Annotated in this window: 18 protein-coding genes and 1 tRNA gene; 13 read left to right on the top strand and 6 right to left on the bottom strand. The window is 65.6% G+C overall.

Annotated features, from left to right (window positions below; genetic code table 11):
* Positions 1–73: 73 nt before the first annotated feature.
* Positions 74–158: transfer RNA gene (locus G342_RS0122235), tRNA-Leu, on the bottom strand.
* Positions 159–221: 63 nt separating this feature from the next.
* Positions 222–1,694: an NAD(P)H-hydrate dehydratase gene (locus tag G342_RS0122230; RefSeq protein WP_425402252.1), complete on the bottom strand. Its 1,473-nt coding sequence runs from the start codon at positions 1,692–1,694 to the stop codon at positions 222–224.
* 214 nt (positions 1,695–1,908) lie between these two features.
* Between G342_RS0122230 and G342_RS0122225 the strand changes: the two genes are divergently transcribed.
* The 4 genes from G342_RS0122225 (at position 1,909) to G342_RS0122210 (ending at position 4,925) form a co-directional block, all read left to right on the top strand.
* Positions 1,909–2,340, top strand: coding sequence for a protein tyrosine phosphatase family protein (locus G342_RS0122225; RefSeq protein WP_018185382.1), 432 nt, complete (start codon positions 1,909–1,911; stop codon positions 2,338–2,340).
* Positions 2,341–2,574: 234 nt separating this feature from the next.
* Positions 2,575–2,913 (top strand): P-II family nitrogen regulator, encoded by a 339-nt coding sequence (locus G342_RS0122220; RefSeq protein WP_018185381.1) that lies wholly within the window; start codon positions 2,575–2,577, stop codon positions 2,911–2,913.
* Between the two features lie 115 nt (positions 2,914–3,028).
* Positions 3,029–4,438, top strand: a complete 1,410-nt coding sequence (gene glnA / locus G342_RS0122215; RefSeq protein WP_018185380.1) for a type I glutamate--ammonia ligase — start codon at positions 3,029–3,031, stop codon at positions 4,436–4,438.
* A 79-nt stretch (positions 4,439–4,517) separates the two neighbouring features.
* The gene (locus tag G342_RS0122210; protein ID WP_018185379.1) at positions 4,518–4,925 is read left to right on the top strand and encodes an acyl-CoA thioesterase; all 408 of its coding nucleotides are present in this window, start codon (positions 4,518–4,520) and stop codon (positions 4,923–4,925) included.
* An 83-nt stretch (positions 4,926–5,008) separates the two neighbouring features.
* Here the strand turns inward: G342_RS0122210 and G342_RS0122205 are convergent, their stop codons facing one another.
* Positions 5,009–5,893, bottom strand: coding sequence for an SMP-30/gluconolactonase/LRE family protein (locus G342_RS0122205; protein WP_018185378.1), 885 nt, complete (start codon positions 5,891–5,893; stop codon positions 5,009–5,011).
* Between the two features lie 211 nt (positions 5,894–6,104).
* On the opposite strand from G342_RS0122205, the gene G342_RS0122200 reads away from it, so the two are divergent.
* The 6 genes from G342_RS0122200 (at position 6,105) to G342_RS0122175 (ending at position 13,410) form a co-directional block, all read left to right on the top strand.
* A complete protein-coding gene (locus tag G342_RS0122200) occupies positions 6,105–7,052 on the top strand; it encodes a dihydrodipicolinate synthase family protein (RefSeq protein WP_018185377.1) in 948 nt (315 codons plus the stop codon).
* A gap of 31 nt (positions 7,053–7,083) precedes the next feature.
* A complete protein-coding gene (locus G342_RS0122195) occupies positions 7,084–7,887 on the top strand; it encodes an NAD-dependent epimerase/dehydratase family protein (RefSeq protein WP_018185376.1) in 804 nt (267 codons plus the stop codon).
* 328 nt (positions 7,888–8,215) lie between these two features.
* Positions 8,216–9,298 (top strand): substrate-binding domain-containing protein, encoded by a 1,083-nt coding sequence (locus tag G342_RS0122190; protein WP_018185375.1) that lies wholly within the window; start codon positions 8,216–8,218, stop codon positions 9,296–9,298.
* 142 nt (positions 9,299–9,440) lie between these two features.
* Entirely contained in the window at positions 9,441–11,723 is a 2,283-nt protein-coding gene (locus tag G342_RS0122185) for an ABC transporter permease (protein ID WP_156831066.1), read from the top strand.
* Between the two features lie 8 nt (positions 11,724–11,731).
* Positions 11,732–12,520, top strand: coding sequence for an ATP-binding cassette domain-containing protein (locus tag G342_RS0122180; protein ID WP_018185373.1), 789 nt, complete (start codon positions 11,732–11,734; stop codon positions 12,518–12,520).
* A gap of 227 nt (positions 12,521–12,747) precedes the next feature.
* Entirely contained in the window at positions 12,748–13,410 is a 663-nt protein-coding gene (locus G342_RS0122175) for a nitroreductase family protein (protein WP_245557323.1), read from the top strand.
* On the opposite strand, the gene G342_RS0122170 is transcribed toward G342_RS0122175, so the two are convergent.
* Positions 13,391–14,302 (bottom strand): DMT family transporter, encoded by a 912-nt coding sequence (locus G342_RS0122170; protein WP_018185371.1) that lies wholly within the window; start codon positions 14,300–14,302, stop codon positions 13,391–13,393. The genes G342_RS0122175 and G342_RS0122170 overlap by 20 nt on opposite strands.
* Positions 14,303–14,518: 216 nt before the next feature.
* A complete protein-coding gene (gene moaA / locus G342_RS0122165; protein WP_018185370.1) occupies positions 14,519–15,547 on the bottom strand; it encodes a GTP 3',8-cyclase MoaA in 1,029 nt (342 codons plus the stop codon).
* A gap of 156 nt (positions 15,548–15,703) precedes the next feature.
* Here moaA and G342_RS0122160 point away from each other — a divergent pair, with 156 nt between their 5' ends.
* The 3 genes from G342_RS0122160 to G342_RS0122150 all read left to right on the top strand — a co-directional run bounded on the left by G342_RS0122160 (position 15,704) and on the right by G342_RS0122150 (position 17,802).
* On the top strand, positions 15,704–16,102 hold the full coding sequence (locus tag G342_RS0122160; RefSeq protein WP_018185369.1) for a gamma-butyrobetaine hydroxylase family protein: 399 nt from the start codon (positions 15,704–15,706) through the stop codon (positions 16,100–16,102).
* An 81-nt stretch (positions 16,103–16,183) separates the two neighbouring features.
* Positions 16,184–16,372: a hypothetical protein gene (locus tag G342_RS25860; protein ID WP_083931332.1), complete on the top strand. Its 189-nt coding sequence runs from the start codon at positions 16,184–16,186 to the stop codon at positions 16,370–16,372.
* A 326-nt stretch (positions 16,373–16,698) separates the two neighbouring features.
* A complete protein-coding gene (locus tag G342_RS0122150) occupies positions 16,699–17,802 on the top strand; it encodes a PAS domain-containing sensor histidine kinase (RefSeq protein ID WP_018185367.1) in 1,104 nt (367 codons plus the stop codon).
* Between the two features lie 249 nt (positions 17,803–18,051).
* Here G342_RS0122150 and G342_RS0122145 read toward each other — a convergent pair whose 3' ends face one another.
* Positions 18,052–18,411, bottom strand: coding sequence for a RidA family protein (locus G342_RS0122145; RefSeq protein ID WP_018185366.1), 360 nt, complete (start codon positions 18,409–18,411; stop codon positions 18,052–18,054).
* Positions 18,412–18,418: the final 7 nt, after the last annotated feature.

Raw genomic sequence — 18,418 nt, 5'->3', positions numbered from 1 at the left:
CAGCGCTTTCTGTCTTGTTCCGATCGGTTCTTTGGCGTCTCGCCCGGCTGCATTCACGGCTTATTCCGGGCGTTGGTGCGGGCGGAGGGACTTGAACCCCCACGGCGCAAGCCACTGGAACCTAAATCCAGCGTGTCTACCAATTCCACCACGCCCGCAATAACCGGTCGCGGCTAGGCTCCGGCCAAGGTGGCGCCTCTATAGCATCCGAATCCGCTCGGTCAAACGAAAAGCCGCGTGAACACACGGGGAAGCGCGTCGGCGAGGTCTTCCGCGATCAATCCGCGCCCCAAAACCGCTCCGGCATCGCCATGCAGCCAGATCGAGGCCGCCGTCGCCTCGAACGCCGGCATCCGCTCGGCCAGCAATCCGACGATCATCCCGGCCAGAACATCGCCGGATCCGGCGGTCGCCAGATAGGGTGGCGCGTTGTCGGCGATGGCGGCGCGGCCTTCGGGATCGGCCACTGTCGTGTCGGCGCCCTTCAACAGCACGATGGCGCCGGAGCGAGCCGCCGCTTGCCGGGCGCGATCAAGCTTGCCGGGCAGCGCCGCGAGATCGGGAAACAGCCGCGCGAACTCGCCGTCATGCGGCGTCAGCACAACGGGGGCGCTTCTCGACCGGATCTCGGCGAAAAGGTGCTCCGACGCGTCGTGAAACGCCGAAAGGCCATCCGCGTCGATCACCACGGCCGCTTCGGATCGGAGCGCCGCCTCGACGAGCGGGCGCGCGACTTCGACAGGACCGAGGCCAGGACCGAGGCCGACGCTGTTCAAGCGCGTATCGGCGAGAAGAGCGGCGAGCCCCTCGCCTCCCTCGATCCGCTTCAGCATGATCGCCGTCAGATGGGCGGCATTGACGGCCAGCGCGTCCGGCGGTGAGGCGAGCGTCACCAGCCCTGCCCCGGCGCGAAGGGCCGCGCGTGCCGCCAGCCGCGCGGCGCCAGTCTGCGTCATGCCGCCCGAGACGATGACGGCGTGCCCCCTGTCATATTTATGGCCATCGACCTTCGGCGCCGGCATGGCCGGCAACCACAGTCGCGGCCGATTCCGTAGCGCGCGTGGCCGAATCTCTTTCAGGACCCGACGCGATATGCCGATGTCAGCGACCGTCAGGCGCCCGACATGCGCCCTGCCCGGCATCAGCACTTGGCCGGGCTTCGGCAGGAAGAACGTCACGGTTTCATCGGCCCGGACCGCAACGCCCATCACCTGCCCAGTCTCGCCCTGGATACCGCTCGGCAGGTCGACGGCGACCACATGCGCCGTCGAGGCATTGATGGCGGCGATCGCTTCCGCCGCCTCGCCAGCGACCACCCGGTCCAGGCCGGCGCCGAACAGCGCATCGATGATCACGCCGGCGCCGGCGAAATCGAGAGCACCGACGGGGAGGATGCCGCCGCGCCAACCCGCCGCGGCCAAAGCGGCGTCGCCCTTCAGCCGATCGCTCGATCCGAGCAGGCCGAGTTGAACGCGGTAGCCGCGCTCGACCAGGAGGCGCGCCGCGACGAAGCCGTCGCCGCCATTATTGCCCGGCCCGCAGACGACCACGACCGGCGTCTCGACATGCCAGCCGGCGACGGCATCGGCTACGGCGCGTCCTGCGACTTCCATGAGCACAATGCCCGGCGTCCCGGCCGCGATCGTCAGGCGGTCGGCCTCCGCCATCTCTGCCGGCGTCAATAGCTCCAACATGCTGTTCCCGCTCATCCCTCGTCGCGCCCGCAGGCTGCCTTCCAGCGTGTAACTTTGGATGGGCCGGCCCCGGGCCGCAATCAGCATCTTCATTCGGCCGCACGAACCTGCGACAACCAGCCCCTGTCGTCAGCGGCCGATCCGCATCGGGCAAGCTTGTTCGTTTACCCGGCCGGAGTAAGCTCGCATCAAGCCATCCAGTCGGGACTCCTTCATGACCGCTCTCATCCAGATCAACGACGATTTCTTCGTGGCCGGCCAGATCGCGCTGCAGGATTTTGCCACCCTCGCCGACCAGGGCTTTAAGGCCGTGATCAACAATCGACCCGATGGCGAGGAAGCGAGCCAGCCGAGCTCAGACGAGGAAGCCGCCGCGGCCGCCGCCGCAGGCCTGCGTTATGCGCATGTTCCCGTCACGGGCCCGTCGATCACCGAGCAGGATGTGCGCGCCGTGCAGGCCGTGCTCGCCGAAGCGGGCGGCCCGGTGCTCGCCCACTGCCGCAGCGGCACGCGCTCGCTGACCCTCTATGCCATCGGCGAGGTGCTGGACGGCCGCATGAAGCGCGACGAACTGTTCGCTTTTGGCGCGCCGTTCGGCATCGACCTGCGCGGTGCCGAGGCATGGCTGGCGCGCAACGGGCACTAATTTCCGCAGCGGCGGCAACCGCGACTGCTCCCTTGTTGTTCATTTGCCTAGAAAATGAACAACAATTGAAGCGATAATTCTAAAACCTCGCTATTGTGCAGCGCAACGAGCCCATTTTTCCGGCGTTTCCCACGAAATCCGGCGATTGGCACGGAGCCTGCAAGTGGATAGCCAGGCCGGCATTCGGCCAGGTTGGGCAGGCGTCACAGGCAAGCATTCGGAGATGCGGAGGCAATGAAAAAGATCGAAGCCATCATCAAGCCCTTCAAGCTGGATGAAGTGAAGGAAGCGCTGCAGGAGGTTGGCCTGCAGGGCATCACCGTCACCGAGGCCAAGGGCTTCGGCCGCCAGAAGGGGCACACCGAGCTCTACCGGGGCGCGGAATATGTCGTCGACTTCCTGCCGAAGGTGAAGGTCGAGATCGTGCTGGGCGACGAACTGGTCGAGCGCGCGGTCGACGCCATCCGCAAGGCGGCGCAGACCGGCCGTATCGGCGACGGCAAGATTTTCGTTTCCAACATCGAGGAAGCGGTTCGCATTCGCACCGGCGAAAGCGGACTGGACGCGATCTAGCCCCACATCCGACCGGCGACCCGATCGCCGGAACTCCCTCAGCCGGCACCGCCGGCTTGTTGCTTGCCTCAGCCATGACCGGGCACACAGTTCACCTGATAGAAGGAAGAGAGTTATGACGACCGCGAAAGACGTCCTGAAGCTCATCAAGGAGCAGGACGTGAAGTATGTGGATTTCCGCTTCACGGATCCGCGCGGCAAGTGGCAGCATGTGACGTTCGACATCGGCATGATCGACGAAGAGATCTTCGCCGAAGGCACGATGTTCGACGGCTCCTCGATCGCCGGCTGGAAGGCGATCAACGAGTCCGACATGCTGCTGATGCCCGATCCGTCGACGGCCACCATCGACCCGTTCTTCGCGCAGTCGACCCTCTCGATCGTTTGCGACGTTCTGGAGCCGACCACCGGCGAAGCCTATGACCGCGACCCGCGCGGCATCGCCAAGAAGGCCGAGGCCTATCTGAAGCAGACCAAGATCGGCGACACGATCTTCGTCGGTCCGGAAGCCGAATTCTTCGTCTTCGACGACGTCAAGTTCTCGGCCACGCCGTACAACACCAGCTTCAAGCTCGACGACATCGAGCTGCCGACCAACTCCGACACCGACTACGAGAGCGGCAACCTCGGCCACCGGGTCAAGACCAAGGGCGGCTATTTCCCCGTGCCGCCGATCGACAGCCTGCAGGACATGCGCGGCGACATGCTCGCCGCCATGCAGTCGATGGGCGTCGTCGTCGAGAAGCACCATCACGAGGTCGCCTCGGCCCAGCACGAGCTCGGCGTCAAGTTCGGCACGCTCGTGACGATGGCCGACCACATGCAGATCTACAAGTACGCGATCCACAACGTCGCGAACTCGTATGGCAAGACTGCCACCTTCATGCCGAAGCCGGTCTATGGCGATAACGGCTCGGGCATGCATGTGCATCAGTCGATCTGGAAGGACGGCAAGCCGGTGTTCGCCGGCAACGAGTATGCCGACCTGTCCGAGACCTGCCTGTACTACATCGGCGGCATCATCAAGCATGCCAAGTCGCTGAACGCCTTCACCAACCCGCTGACCAACTCCTACAAGCGTCTGGTCCCGGGCTATGAGGCTCCGGTTCTGCTGGCCTACTCGGCTCGCAACCGCTCGGCTTCCTGCCGTATTCCGTTCGCCACCTCGCCGAAGGCGAAGCGCGTCGAAGTCCGCTTCCCGGATCCGGGCGCGAACCCCTACCTCGCCTTCGCGGCCATGCTCATGGCCGGCCTCGACGGCATCAAGAACAAGATCCATCCGGGCGCCGCGATGGACAAGAACCTCTATGACCTGCCCCCGAAGGAACTGAAGAAGATCCCGACGGTCTGCGCGTCGCTGCGCGAGGCGCTCGTCTCGCTCGAGAAGGACCACGCCTACCTGCTGGAAGGCGGCGTCTTCTCGAAGTCGATGATCGAGTCCTACATCGAGCTCAAGATGGAAGAAGTCATCCGTTTCGAGCACACCCCGCATCCGGTCGAATTCGACATGTACTACTCGGTCTGACCGCGACAGGATGCCGTTTCAGCGGGGCGCCTTCGGGCGCCCCGTTTCATTTCGACGCCGGTTGAGCCAAGGAGGCACCATGACCACCGCCAGCGCGCCCGAGTTTCCGCACCAGACGACGATCCCCGTCATCCGCACGATCGCGATGCCGCACGACACCAATCCGTCGGGCGACATTTTCGGCGGCTGGCTGATGTCGCAGATGGATCTCGGCGCCAGCACGATCGCGACCCGGCGGGCGCGCGGCCGCACGGTCACGGCCGCCGTCGATGGCATGTCGTTCCTGAGCCCTGTCTTCGTCGGTGACGAAGTGACGATCTATGGCAAGGTGATCTCGACCGGACGCACGTCGATCCGGGTGTTCGTCGAAACCTGGCGGCGCAACCGGCTGACCGACGACGTGAACAAGGTGACGGAAGCGACCTTCACCTTCGTGTCGATCGACACCGACCGCAAGCCGCGAGCGCTACCCCCGGAAGACGAGTAGGCCGACGCCGTTTCCGATCTCGGGAGAACGCGCCTCTCCCGCAAGGGGGCGAGGGCCTTGCGGCCCCCGCCCGCTTGGGACAATCACACGTCGCGGAAGCGCGAGACGGGCGAACCGGCGACCGGCGACTCGCCGATAAACACCGAGCCGGTCAGCGGCCAGCGCGCCAGCTGTTCCTCCGTGCGACCGTCGCGCAGGCTGGTCAGGAACAGGGTCTTCATGTCGGGTCCGCCAAAGGCCGGCATGGTCGGCGCCGCGGCCGGCACGTCGTAGCTCGCCAGCAATTCGCCCTCGGGCGAGAAGCGGTTCAGTTTGGCTCCAGAGACGCCGGCGCTCCAGTAGCAGCCTTCCGCATCCGTCGCGCCGCCATCCGGCCGGCCGATCGTGTCGTCGAGCACGGCGATGCGCTTGCGCTCGCTGATTTCGCCGGTGGCGGGATCAAACGCCCAGCGATCGATCCAGGGACCGCGCGAATCGGAATGGAACATCGTCCGCCCGTCCGGGCCGAAGGCGAGCCCGTTCGAAACCATCAGCCCGTCGATCTTGCGCTCGACATGGCCCTTCGCGTCGACGCGATAGAGCGCGCCAATCGGCTGGCGATCCGGTCGCTCGTCCATCGTGCCGACCCAGAAGCAGCCATCCGGGCCGACCTTGCCGTCATTGAGGCGGGTCTCCGGAATATCGGCCTCGATCTCGGCGAGCGTGGTGCTTTCGCCCGTCTCCGGATCGAACAGCACGACACTGTCGCGCAGCGCCACCACGAAACGGCCGGTCTCGGTCAGGCCGAACGAGCCGACGACGGACGGGAAACGCCAGACCTTCGTCTCGCCGGTCGCGAGATCGACGGCGTGGATCGCCTTGTCGGGAATGTCGCAATAGAGCAGCCGGTTGTTGCGATCGTCATAGACGGCGCTCTCGGCCAGCTGGTGCAGGGTGGGAACAAGCGGGCGAAGGCCGAGATCCGTCATGAAAGCGCTCCTGTTATGGCAAGGCCGCAACCATCGCATGCGCCGCCCGTCGCGTCGACCGTCGGCCAGCCAGCGTGATCGGCCGCACCACAGGAGAATTGTCATCTCACCGGGCAATCGACCGCCTCCCCGGAAGCCAACCTGTCATTTCTCGTCGCCAAAGCGCAGAAAATATGTAATATTGGGTTACAAGTTGACTTGGAGAGCTCCGATGAAGACAGATGCCGTCACCCCCATCGATCTCGCACGATCCGTCCTTTCGGTTCCGCCGCTGCCGCGCGGGGCCGACGGCGCGATCCACGAGGGCGAGACGCGGCGCCTGGTCGACTGGCTGCGCGCCGGCGGCGTCACCACCTACATGTTCGGCGGCAACGCCAATCTCTACAATATGGGCGTCGCCGAGTTCGGGACGCTGCTCGACGTGCTGGAGCGCGTCGCCCCCGCCGATGGCTGGATGATTCCGTCGGTAGGCGCCGACTATGGCAAGGCCTGCGACCAGGTCGACCGGCTGCGCGAGCGCGCCCTCCCGACGGCGATGCTGCTGCCCCTCATCTTCCCGGCGACCCCCGCCGGCGTCGCCACCGGCCTGCGCAAGCTGGCCGACCGGTACGGCAAGCCGCTGATCGCCTATGTGAAGAACGAAGGCTATATCGAGCCGCGCGATCTCGCCGCCCTGATGGCCGATGGCGCTGTCTGCACCGTCAAATATGCGGTCGTCCGCAAGGACACGGCCGAGGACGCGCTGCTTTCCGCCCTGCTCGACGCGACGGGATCCGGCGAGCGGATCATCAGCGGGATCGGCGAGCGGCCGGTGATCGAACACGTCACCCGCTTCGGGCTGAATGCCTTCACCTCGGGCTCGGTCTGCGTCGCGCCGCATCTGTCGATGGCGATCCTGAAAGCCCTGAAGCAGGGCGACGTCGACAAGGCGGCCGCGCTGCGGGCGAACTTCATCCCGCTCGAGGATCTTCGCGACAAGCATTCGCCGATCCGCGTGCTGCACGCGGCCGTGGCGCTCGCCGGCATCGCCGAGACAGGCCCGATGTCCGAATTCCTGAGCAACCTCGACGATCCCGCGACATTGGCCGCCATTCGCAGCGCCGCCGACGCGCTCCGTGCCAGGAGCCTGGAGTATGGACAGCAGAGCACCGTAGGCTGAGGCGCAACCAGCCGGAGCAGAGACACCAGCGATGCCGTATCAGCGCGTTCTCCTGACCGGCGCGGCCGGACATCTCGGCCGCGTCCTGCGAGCACGGCTCGCCGGGCGCTTCCCCGTGCTACGCCTCTCCGATGTCGCCGAGATGGATCCGGCCGGCCCCGGCGAGGAGGTCATGCGCTGCGATCTCGCCAACGCCGACGCGGTGGCCGAGCTCTGCCGCGGCGTCGATGCGATCCTGCATTTCGGAGGCCGCTCGAACGAGGACAGTTGGGATACGATCCTCTCTGCCAACATCGCCGGCGCCATCCATCTCTGGGAGGGTGCCCGGCTGGCCGGAGTCCGCCGCATCATCTTCGCCAGTTCGAACCATGCGATCGGCCTGCATCGCCGCTCGACGCGGATCGATCACCGGGCCCAGGCAGCACCGGACGGCCGCTATGGCCTCTCCAAGGCGTTCGGCGAGGACCTCGCCGCGCTCTATGCCTACAAGCACGGCATCGCGGCGCTCTGCATCCGCATCGGCTCCTCCTTCGCCGAGCCGGCCGACGCGCGGCAATTGTCGACCTGGATGTCGTTCGACGACCTCGTCCGGATGATCGAGGTCGGGCTGGGCGCCGACTACACCTACGAGATCGTCTACGGCGTCTCCGACAATTCGCGTTCCTTCTGGGACAATTCCAACGCCGAACGGCTCGGCTATCTGCCGGCCGACAGCGCCGACCGCTTCGCCGCCGCCCTGGCCGAGAAGCGTACCGCTGATCCGGTCGCCGAACTGACCCAGGGCGGCACCTTCTCGAGCGCCGAATTCTCCGGCGACCCGAGCGCCCTGCCCTGACGCTACCCGGGCGGCTGCGTGAACCCGGCCCCCGCTCGCCCCAAAGTACAGCCTCCGCCGTAATGCACCGCTTATTGCGCAGTTGCCGCAAAGCCATGCCGCGATGCAGCAAGAGAAAATTATATCAATATTCGAAGTATTTAAGTCTTGTGCAGCGCAACACGGGCGATTGCGGCGCGAGATTTTAGGGAAAATCCTTGAGGAGCGGACCTCAAAATCGCGACAACTTGCGTCAAGCGGCCGTTGCGGGGCTTTCGCGGCTTGCCTATGCTGCGGCCATCTCGGACCGACGCTCGACGTCCCCGAGTTGGCTATTGGGGAGGATAGTATGAAAAAGATTCTGAAGACGCTCGCGCTCGGCGCATCCGTCTCGCTCATCGCCACGGCGGCCTTCGCCCAGGGCGGCACGCTCGGCAAGGCTGTCGGTGGCTACTCGTTCGAGGACGCCGCCAAGGAAGCTGCAACCACCAAGGATTTCCACTCCAAGGACGGCAAGCTCACCTTCGCGATCGTCACCCACACCGCCGGCAACGGCTTCTTCGATCCCACCTATGTGGGCGCCCAGGTCGCGGCCGATGCCTTCGGCATCAACCTGATCAAGCTCGGCTCGGAAGCCCCGGTCGACGATATCCCGCGCGAGATCGAGATCCTCAACCAGGTCATCAACGATCCGACGATCGACGGCCTGATCATGACGACGCCGCAGTCGGGCGCCTATGACGATATCGTCAAGAAGGCCTTCGCCAACGGCATTCCGGTCGCCACGACCAACTCGTTCGACCCGAAGATCGCCAACCGCTCGCAGATCAGCCACACCGGCCAGCTCTCGACGGCGGCGGCCATCGGTGGCGAGGCGCTCGCCAAGTGCATCATCGACTCGGGCGCCAAGGGCGGCTCGATCATCTTCCCGTCGACGACCACGCTCGGCAACGAGGAAGTCAACCGTCGCGTCACGGCCGCCTTCGAGGCCGCCGTCAAGGTTCTGAACGACGCCGGCCGCCTGGCCGACTTCAAGGTCGACGCCGGCCCCGAGAACATCGGCATCGACGTCAACAAGGACGACATCACCAACTCCGTCGTCTCGCTGATCGAGTCGCGCGGTGACGTCGTCGGCGCCTTCGCCGCCAACGGCTTCGTGACGCCGGCGCTCGGCGACGCGGTCGCCCAGCTCAAGCTCAACGGCAAGGTCTGCGCCTTCGGCTTCGACCTCGGTCCGAAGCAGCAGGAACAGATCCGCACCGGCGCGCTCACCGGCTCGCTCGGCCAGCAGCCGTTCCTGCAGGGCTTCTGGCCCGTCGCCCAGCTCTACCTCCAGATCGACCGCGGCGTATCGGCCGCCAATCTCGACACGAGCGCGCAGCTCGTGACGAAGGACACGGTCGACCTGGTCGGCAAGCGCTTCGAAAACTGAGCCCGTTCCGGCAGCCCTTGTCCGCAAGGGCTGCCGGACAACGCGACTGCCTCTCCGTGCGACCGTGCCCTGCCCGGTGAACGGAGAGGCGTGATGCGCTTTGCAGCCATTCGGCTCGTTTCGACGCAAAGATATAAAGCCCATGACATCGACGACCCTTGCCCCCGCACGCAGACGCCTGCCGCTTGAATTGATCGGAGGCTGGGAAGTCGGCCTGCTGATCTTCATGGTGCTGCTCTACATCGCGGGCGTCTTCATCAATCCCAAGTTCTTCGGCCAGACGGACGCCATCTCGGCGATCCTGCGCGATACCGCGCGCTACGGCGTCATGGCCGCCGGCATGACCTTCGTGATCATCAACAAGGATCTGGACCTCTCGGTCGGATCGACGTTCGGCCTGGTCGCGACGGTGTTCTCGCTGGCCTTCTCGACGTCCTATTATGATCTCGGCATCGTGCCGTCGCTCGCCGCCGCCATCATCGTCGGCCTCGGCGTCGGCCTCCTGAACGGCTTCTTCGTCACAGTCCTGCGTGTGCCGTCCTTCATCACGACGCTGACCATGCTGTTCATCGGCCGCGGCTTCGTGCTCGGATTGACCGGAGGCAAGACGGTCTCCTACAGCGAGAAGGCCCTGACGGCGCCCTGGTTCTTCCAGATCGGCGAAACCAACGCCTTCGGCTTCAACAACCAGATCCTGATCTTCGCGCTCGTCACCATCGTCGGCATGTTCGTGCTCGCCAAAACGCGCTGGGGCTACGAGACCTACGCCACAGGCGGCAACGAGCTGGCGGCAACCTATGCCGGCATCCCGACCCGCCGCGTGCGGATGCGCGCCTATGTCCTCTCCTCCCTCGCCGCCACGCTGGCCGGCCTGATGAGCGTCGCGCAGGACAAGGGCATCACCTCGCAATATGGCCAGGGCGCCGAGCTGATCGTCATCGCCGCCGTGATAGTCGGCGGCGCCTCGATCCTAGGCGGTCGCGGCCGCCTGCTCGGCGGCGCGCTCGGCGCCATCCTCGTCACGCTGATCGACAAGGTTCTCCGCGAAGGCATTCCGATGAGCCGGACCGTCAAGGTCGGCGACGTCGAGATGCAGGTGCAGGGCATGGCCCAGCTGCCGCCCGGCGCCGTGCCGGCCTTTCTCGGCCTGATCCTGCTGATCTCGGTGCTGATCGAGCCCTGGATCATCCGCCGCAACGTCTTCCCGCGCCTCTGGGCGCGGGTGCGCGGCAAGCCCCTGCCCCCGATTATCGAGATCGGCGGCGTCGCCATCGAAGGCGCGCAGACCAAGGGCTCGTCCGCCTCCGACCGCTCGATGCGGGCGCGCGGCCCGATCTCGCATTTCCTGGCGCGTCGCGACGCGGCGGCGATCATCCTCGCCGTCCTGCTCTGGTGCGCCGGCCTCTATCTCCGCCCGGATTTCTGGGGTTCGCTCGACAACACCTTCAACCTGATGCTGTCCTTCACCGAGGTCGGCCTGCTGTCGATCGGCATGACCTATGTCATCGCCAATGCCGACATCGACCTCTCGGTCGGTTCGGTGCTGGCGCTGTCGGCGGCGACCTGCGCCTTCCTGATGAAACAGATGGGCTTCGACCCGATGAGCGCCGCCTTCATCGCGCTCATCGCCGGCGCCGCGGCCGGCGCTGTCAACGCGCTGCTGACGGTGAGCTTCGGCCTGCCGGCCTTCGTCGCGACGCTCGGCATGTTCTACATGGCGCGCGGCATCGGCGCCTGGCTGACGGCCGGACGGCAGCTGTCGTCCTTCCCGGAGTCCTTCAACCTGATCGGCCGCAAGCTGATCGATGCGCTCGCCTACTTCAACGTGGCGCCGGCCCGGGGAACGCTGTTCTACGACATCGCCGCCGCCGTCAGCGTGCAGACGATCTTCATGATCGTGGTCGCCATCATCGCGGGCGTTGTTCTGGCCAAAACGCCGTTCGGCCAGATGGTTTATGCGACGGGCGGCAATCGCCGCGCCGCCGACTATGCCGGCATCAGCACGGCGCGGGTCAGGGCGATCAGCCTGGTGTTCTCGGCGCTCTGCGCCGCGGCCGCCGGCGTCATCTATGTCGCCTTCCTGCGCTCGTTCAATCCGTCTGCCGGTCAGCTGCGTGAGCTCGATGCGATCGCGGCGGTGATCATCGGCGGCGGCTCGATCTTCGGCGGCTATGGCACGGTGCTCGGCGCGCTGGCCGGCGCGGCGGTGATCGCGCTGATCCGCTCGCTGCTGTCGCTGCAATTGATCCTCGGCAATGGCCAATCCTTCGTGATGCCGCAGCACTGGGTGAATGTCTTCATTGGCCTCATCCTCGTCATTGCCGTCGTCGGCGATATCTGGTTCAGGCAGGGTGACCTCGCCGGCTCGATCCGTCGCCGCTTCTCCCGAAAATCCGGGGCATCCCCCGAAACAGCTCACGTCTGAGAACGCCCATGTCAGAAAACAAAGCTGCCCCGATCGTCGAGATGCGTCACATCTCGAAGGCTTTCGGACCCGTCCAGGCCCTCAAGGACATCAACCTGACCCTCGGCGAGGGCGAGATCCTCGGGCTCGTCGGCGACAATTCCGCCGGCAAGTCGACCCTGATGAAGGTGATGACCGGCGCCTATCAGCGCGATTCCGGCGACGTGCTGGTTTCGGGCAAGCCGACCCACTTCAAGAACCCGCATGAAAGCCGCGAAGAGGGGATCGAAATGATCTACCAGGACTTCGCGCTGTGCGGGAACATGGACATCGCGCAGAACATCTTCCTCGGCCGCTGGCCGAAGAAGGGCCTCTTCGTCGACCGCAACCGCATGTATGCCGAGGCCGACCAGGTGCTGAAGCGCCTCAAGGTCGACGTCAACTCGGTGTTCCAGAAGGTCGAGAGCCTGTCCGGCGGCCGCCAGCAATCGGTTGCCATCGCCCGCGCCATCTCGTTCAATCCGCGCGTCGTCGTCCTCGACGAGCCGACCGCCAACCTCTCCGTCATGGCGACGGAGCGGCTGCTCGAGACCATGGCCGAGCTGAAGCGCCAGGGCGTCGCCCAGATCATCATCTCGCACCGCCTGACCGACATCTTCGAGGTCGGCGACCGGATCATGGTGATGAAGCGCGGCCAGAATGTCGGCGATCGCTACATCCAGCACACGACCGAGCAGGAAGTGCTGGAACTGATCGTCTCCGGCACGCCGGAGACGGCGCTGACCGCCGACCAGGCGCTGGCCGCCCGCGCCGCCTGATACCTTCGCCGACGCGAAAGCGGCGGCGGGTTCCCCTTCGACAAAAGCGTCGCGCCCGGCACGGGTGCGGCGCTTATCCGTTCGCCCCCTGTCGAATCCGCGCAACAGGCGCCGATATTCGCGTCCAGCGGGCATGAAAAGGGCGGCTTCCCACCCTCTCCCATCCCTTGCAAATCGTCCTGGCCGGGCGCATCTCTCGAAGCGTCACCGCGCCCGAAGACGAAAGCATGCCCCCCATGAATCAGCAGGGCCCCGCCCATCACGGCAAGCCGGCAACGGCCGCCGTTCCGATCTATGACGACGCCTTCGAACTGCAATACTCGCCCAACATGCTGGCCAAGCTGGAGACGCGACGCTCGGTTCCGATGCGGGCCTTCGATCCCATGCCGATCCCGGCGGATCATCTCGACCGGATCCTGACGATCGCGGCCCGTTCGCCCGATCACGGCCGGCTGGCGCCCTGGCGCTTCATCGTCGTCGAGGACGACGCGCGCCGGATCTCGGGCGAGCGCTTCGACGCGCTCTACGCCACCCGCTATCCGGGGCTGGATATCTCCAAGAGCGACATGTGGACGCTCTACATGATGCGCGCGCCGGTGACGGTCGTCGTCGTCAGCCATCCCGACCCGACCTCGAAGATCCCCGAATGGGACCAGGTCCTCGGCGCCGGCGCCGTCGGCATGAACCTGATCATCGCCGCGTCCGCCCATGGCTATGCCGCGCAATGGCTTCTGAAATGGCCGGGCCGCGACCCCGAGGCCGCCGCGATTCTCGGCGTTGGCGCCGGCGAACGGGTCGCCGGATTCATCCATCTCGGCCGCCAGACCGAGCGGCCGGCCGATCGCATCCGCCCCGAGCTGGAAGCCGTCGTCACCCGTTGGACGGGTTGACCACCGCCGATGTCGGCTGCGCCTGCTGTGCCAGGCGCATCTCGCGCCGGAACGTGTAGACGCCCGTCGCCACGACGATCAGCGTGCCGATCAGCGTCAGCGCGTCCGGCACGTCGCCCCACACCATGTAGCCGAGGATGACGGCGAAGATGATGCCGGAATAGCGGAACGGTGCCACGACGGCCATGGCGCCGAGCCGCATGGCGAGGATGGACGTGCCGTAGCCGCCGACAAGCAGGACGGCCGCTGCCGCGAGGATCGTCCATTGCCGCGCGTCAGGCATCGGCCAGGTCTCCGTCAGCGACATCGTTGCGCCGGTCATCATGACCGCGGCGGCGGTGACCGCGATGACCAGGAGCGTCGGCATTCCCGGCTTGAATTCGCGCGTCACCAGATCGCGCAGCGTGATGAAGCCCATCGAGGCCAGCGCCGCCAGCGAGTATAGATCGAAGCCCGATACGCTCGGCCGCATGATCAGCAGCACGCCGAAGAAGCCGACGGCAATCGCCATCCAGCGCCGCCAGCCGACCGGCTCCGCCAGGAACACCGCCGCCGCCGCCGTCGTCATCAGCGGCACGATCTGCCCGATCGCCGAGACGTTGGCGATCGGCATGTTGAACAGCGCATAGAGGTAGAGCAGCGTCGCGCCGATCTCGCCGACCGTGCGCCAGGCGAGCAGCCGGTCGCAGGCGAGCCGCCATTGCCGGTGGGTACCGGTAGCAAACACCACGACCAGAATGACGGCAAAAGCGAAGGCGCCCCGGATGAACAGGATCTGGCCGGTTGGAAGGCTGTCGCTGGCCAGCTTGATCCAGGTGTCATTGATGATGAAAGCGAGGTTCGAAAGCACCATCATGATGATGCCGCGGGAATTGTTGGCCAGGGCGGGCATGGGACTTCAGGCGATGCGCGGCAACACGGCGCCGCAGATGATCCGGGTCGAAGCGGGTCGGCCCCGACCGGTCGAGATTGACCAATTCGTCGGCGCGAAGCAACCGAGACGCGGCGTAAAAGCCAGCGCAATACATGGAAGACAAGAAAAACGGTCAGGCCCGCAAGCAACGCGACTGCTGCGATGCAGCATATGGCGATGGCGCCAAGTGCGGCGTCAGCCGCCAGTCATGCTCATGTGGCGACCAACGGCCGGGCGGCGATGCTCGCGGTCGATGATGAAATCATGGCCCTTCGGCTTGCGCCCGATCGCCTCGTCGATCGCGGCCGAAAGCAGGGTATCGTTCTCCGAAGCGCGCAGCGGCGCCCGCAGATCCGTCGCATCCTCCTGGCCGAGACACATGAACAGCGTTCCCGTGCAGGTGACGCGGACCCGATTGCAGCTCTCGCAGAAATTATGCGTCAGCGGCGTAATCAGGCCGAGCCTGCCGCCGGTCTCCGCGATCTCCAGATAGCGAGCCGGCCCGCCGGTCTTGTACGGGATCTCGTTCAGGGTCCAGTTCTGCTCCAGCCGCGCCCGCACGGTCGAGAGCGGCAGGTACTGCTCGGTGCGGTCGGCTTCGATCTCGCCGAGCGGCATCGTCTCGATCAACGTCAGGTCCATGCCGCGCCCATGCGCGAAGCGGATCAAATCGTCGATCTCATGCTCGTTCACGTCCTTGAGCGCGACGGCGTTGATCTTGACCTTGAGGCCGGCCGCCTGGGCGGCGTCGAGCCCCGCCATCACCTTGTCGAGGTCGCCCCAGCGGGTGATCGCGCGGAAGCGGGCGGGATCGAGCGTATCGATCGAGACATTGATACGGCGCACCCCGGCATCGGCCAGTTCGCTGGCGAAACGCGAAAGCTGCGAGCCGTTGGTTGTCAGAGTCAGCTCGTCGAGCTGCCCGCTCTCGATATGCCGGCCGAGCGATCGGATCAGCGACAGGATGTTGCGGCGGACGAGCGGCTCGCCGCCGGTCAGGCGTAGCCGGCGCACGCCCTTGGCAATGAACGCACTGCAGAGCCGGTCGAGTTCCTCCAGCGACAACACGTCCTTCTTGGGCAGGAACGTCATGTCCTCGGCCATGCAATAGACGCAGCGAAAATCGCAGCGGTCCGTCACGGAGACGCGGAGATAGGTAATCGATCGCCCGAACGGATCGATCATCGGTTTCGTCTCGGCCACCAGTGGCACGATCTGGTTCATGCACAGCCCTCGGGCCGCCCAATTCCGACTTGGACGACCATCTCTGCTATGTAGACGAGATGGCGGGCCTTTTCAAAGGCTCGCCCGGCACACACCGGACGCCCAACGGCGCCCGGCCGCGCAATTCGTTCGGCCGCCCGGCCGCCGGAGACGACCATGACGACCCCGACCCATCCGACCGCCTCGACTTCCGCCTCGTCCCCCTGGCCGACCGAGATCCGCCTGTCGCCCGACAAGCGCCTGCTCAGCGTCACCTTCGAGGACGGCACCCGCTACGCCCTGCCGGCCGAATATCTGCGCGTCACCAGCCCGTCGGCCGAGGTTCAGGGCCATGGCAAGGCGCAGAAGCAGACCGTGCCCGGCAAGATCGATGTCGCCATCGCCTCGATCAGCCCGGTCGGCAACTACGCGGTGCGGTTGAATTTCGACGACGGTCACGACACCGGGCTATTCACCTGGACCTATCTGGCCGAGTTGGGTCGCGATCAGGACAAGCTCTGGACGGAATACCTGGCGGAATTGCAGCAAAAGGGCCTCTCGCGCAGCCGGAGCTGACGCGATCCCTCGGCCCACCTTGCGCTTGAACCAAATTCGCTCGATATCGTTGATTCGACAGCCTGGCTCAGGAGAACCGAAATGGCCGATCCGAAACTACTGATTGAACTAGACGATCGTATCGCCAGCATTCGCGAGGCCATGCGGAACCTGACAGAACAGGCGGCCGCTGTTTCCGGTGCCGCCAGCGAGGACCGCATGGCCGACCGCATCGCGGATCTTGAGCGGCAGCTGGCGGTTCTGCAAAACGAGCGCGACGCGCTCTCCTAACCTGCTCCCAGCCCACCCGCTACCAGAGGGCGGCGCTGCGGGATTTCCGTGGCTGTCGCGCAGTCGTTTGCATCCGTCGACAATGGGTGGATGGCGGAAATCGGAGGAGCAAGCGCGGCCCTTGTGGTGGCGAGATCGTTCGCCACGAGGGGCGCCCCGACGCGCCTCTGGCGGATACGTGTTGGTTTATGGGCATTCCGGCCCTATGCTGGTCTTTCGTCGGTTCGCAGACGGCTCCGCACGGCAGCCCGGAGAAATCGGCCAGCACCAGGGACGTAACCGAAGCTATGGCGGCAAAAGCTGAACTGGACGGAGCACAGGGTTCCGTGCCGACGTCGATTCCGCTGAACTGTCCGCTCCATTTTCTGCAGGGCGGTGGCGAGATGGGCCGCGTTGTCCGCGCCTATGACTGGGCCGGCAGTCCGCTCGGACCGCCAGTCGCATGGCCGCAATCGCTGCGCACGGTCGTGGCCCTCGTTCTGGCGTCCCCCTTTCCGAAATGCCTCGTCTGGGGCAAGGAAATGATCGCTATCTACAATGATGCGTTCGTTCCAATCCTCGGCAGGAAACCCCTGTCGATTGGCCAATCCTTCCGGACGATCTGGAGCGAGGCCTGGGGCGTGATCGGCCCGATCGCCGAGAAAGCCTTTGCCGGCGAAGCGACCTTCATTGAGGATTTCCCCCTCGTCGTGACGCGCAACGGCTTTCCCGAGCAGACCTATTTCACCTTCTCCTACACCCCGTTGCCGGACGAGAACGGCGAAATCTCCGGCTTCATGGACACGGTCATCGAGACCACCGGCAAGGTGGAGGCGGAATCCCGGCTGCGCGTGCTGAACGCCGAGCTTGGCCACCGCATGAAGAACACGCAGGCGATCGTCCAGGCGATCGCGCGCCAAACACTGCGGGGCGCGGCGGACGAGGAAGCCCTCAACATCTTCACCGAGCGGCTGATGGCGCTCAGCTCGGCGCATGACATCCTGCTGCGGCAGAGCTGGGATTCGGCTCCGCTGCGAGCGGTGATTGAAAACGTTCTGCGCCATCATCTCGGCGGCGACCGCTTCGTTATCGAGGGGCCGGACGTCAATGTCGGTCCCAAGGCGGTCTTGTCGATGTCGCTGATGCTGCACGAGATGGCGACCAATGCCATCAAGCACGGCGCCATGTCGGTCCCAACTGGCGCGGTCGAGATCCGCTGGAGCCTGGTGGGCGACGATGACAGCCCGATCCTGCATATGCGCTGGACCGAGAGGAACGGCCCTCCGGCGACCGCTCCGAAGCGGCACGGCTTCGGGTCACGGCTGATCAAGGGCGGCCTGACCGGCGCCGGACGCGCCAATCTGCAGTTTCTCGCGACCGGCCTGGTGGGCGATTTCGAAGCCCCACTCAACTGGCTCACCGCCGGCTCCCTGACAGCGGACGAGCGCTGAGCGCCACACGCTGGGTGGGGACGCCGTTCGGGCGCGCCACGTCCGCAAAAGCGACGCCAATGTCAGATATGCGCAAGTGGCGCCCTGCAGGACTGCCTATTGGCGGCACTCGCAGACGCCGCATCGCATTCAACGAGCAGCCTGACATCCGCCAGCCAACGAAACGGCCGGTGAACGTCCTCTATCGTTGAAATTTCGCGGCTCGGCGGACAACGCATAGCGCGTCCGTCGAGCCACTCTCCATTCGGCCTACGATGCCTTGTGGGCGAAGACCTGGATCTCGACCTTGAGTGCCGGATCGGCAAGCTTGGCCTCAACGGTGGCGCGCGCCGGCGCCGAGCCGGGGGCAAGCCACTTGTCCCAGACGGCGTTCATGGCGTCGAAATCCCCAATGTCCGGCAGCCAGATATAGGCGTAGAGCGCATCGGCCTTCGACACACCGGCGTCAGCCAGCAGGCGGTCGATCTTCGCCAGGACGTCGGCGGTCTGGCCGGCGACGTCGAGCGTCTTGTCATCGGCGACCTGGCCGGAGACGACGACCATCGAGCCGTTGGCCGGCCAGGTGACGACGCCGCTCATGCGCTGGTTCTGGTGCAGGCGAGTGATCATGAAATGT

It is taken from the genome of Kaistia granuli DSM 23481 (assembly GCF_000380505.1).
In the GTDB taxonomy this organism is placed as follows: domain Bacteria; phylum Pseudomonadota; class Alphaproteobacteria; order Rhizobiales; family Kaistiaceae; genus Kaistia; species Kaistia granuli.
Note: the sequence above shows the minus strand (reverse complement) of the source record. Positions and strands in the feature narration are given on the sequence as shown.

Excerpts from the sequence above, each read along its gene's own strand:
- G342_RS0122230 (WP_425402252.1), bottom strand. The coding sequence starts at position 1,694 with ATGTTGGAGCTATTGACGCCGGCAGAGATGGCGGAGGCCGACCGCCTG.
- G342_RS0122225 (WP_018185382.1), top strand. The coding sequence starts at position 1,909 with ATGACCGCTCTCATCCAGATCAACGACGATTTCTTCGTGGCCGGCCAG.
- G342_RS0122220 (WP_018185381.1), top strand. The coding sequence starts at position 2,575 with ATGAAAAAGATCGAAGCCATCATCAAGCCCTTCAAGCTGGATGAAGTG.
- glnA (WP_018185380.1), top strand. The coding sequence starts at position 3,029 with ATGACGACCGCGAAAGACGTCCTGAAGCTCATCAAGGAGCAGGACGTG.
- G342_RS0122210 (WP_018185379.1), top strand. The coding sequence starts at position 4,518 with ATGACCACCGCCAGCGCGCCCGAGTTTCCGCACCAGACGACGATCCCC.
- G342_RS0122205 (WP_018185378.1), bottom strand. The coding sequence starts at position 5,893 with ATGACGGATCTCGGCCTTCGCCCGCTTGTTCCCACCCTGCACCAGCTG.
- G342_RS0122200 (WP_018185377.1), top strand. The coding sequence starts at position 6,105 with ATGAAGACAGATGCCGTCACCCCCATCGATCTCGCACGATCCGTCCTT.
- G342_RS0122195 (WP_018185376.1), top strand. The coding sequence starts at position 7,084 with ATGCCGTATCAGCGCGTTCTCCTGACCGGCGCGGCCGGACATCTCGGC.
- G342_RS0122190 (WP_018185375.1), top strand. The coding sequence starts at position 8,216 with ATGAAAAAGATTCTGAAGACGCTCGCGCTCGGCGCATCCGTCTCGCTC.
- G342_RS0122185 (WP_156831066.1), top strand. The coding sequence starts at position 9,441 with ATGACATCGACGACCCTTGCCCCCGCACGCAGACGCCTGCCGCTTGAA.
- G342_RS0122180 (WP_018185373.1), top strand. The coding sequence starts at position 11,732 with ATGTCAGAAAACAAAGCTGCCCCGATCGTCGAGATGCGTCACATCTCG.
- G342_RS0122175 (WP_245557323.1), top strand. The coding sequence starts at position 12,748 with ATGCCCCCCATGAATCAGCAGGGCCCCGCCCATCACGGCAAGCCGGCA.
- G342_RS0122170 (WP_018185371.1), bottom strand. The coding sequence starts at position 14,302 with ATGCCCGCCCTGGCCAACAATTCCCGCGGCATCATCATGATGGTGCTT.
- moaA (WP_018185370.1), bottom strand. The coding sequence starts at position 15,547 with ATGAACCAGATCGTGCCACTGGTGGCCGAGACGAAACCGATGATCGAT.
- G342_RS0122160 (WP_018185369.1), top strand. The coding sequence starts at position 15,704 with ATGACGACCCCGACCCATCCGACCGCCTCGACTTCCGCCTCGTCCCCC.
- G342_RS25860 (WP_083931332.1), top strand. The coding sequence starts at position 16,184 with ATGGCCGATCCGAAACTACTGATTGAACTAGACGATCGTATCGCCAGC.
- G342_RS0122145 (WP_018185366.1), bottom strand. The coding sequence starts at position 18,411 with ATGATCACTCGCCTGCACCAGAACCAGCGCATGAGCGGCGTCGTCACC.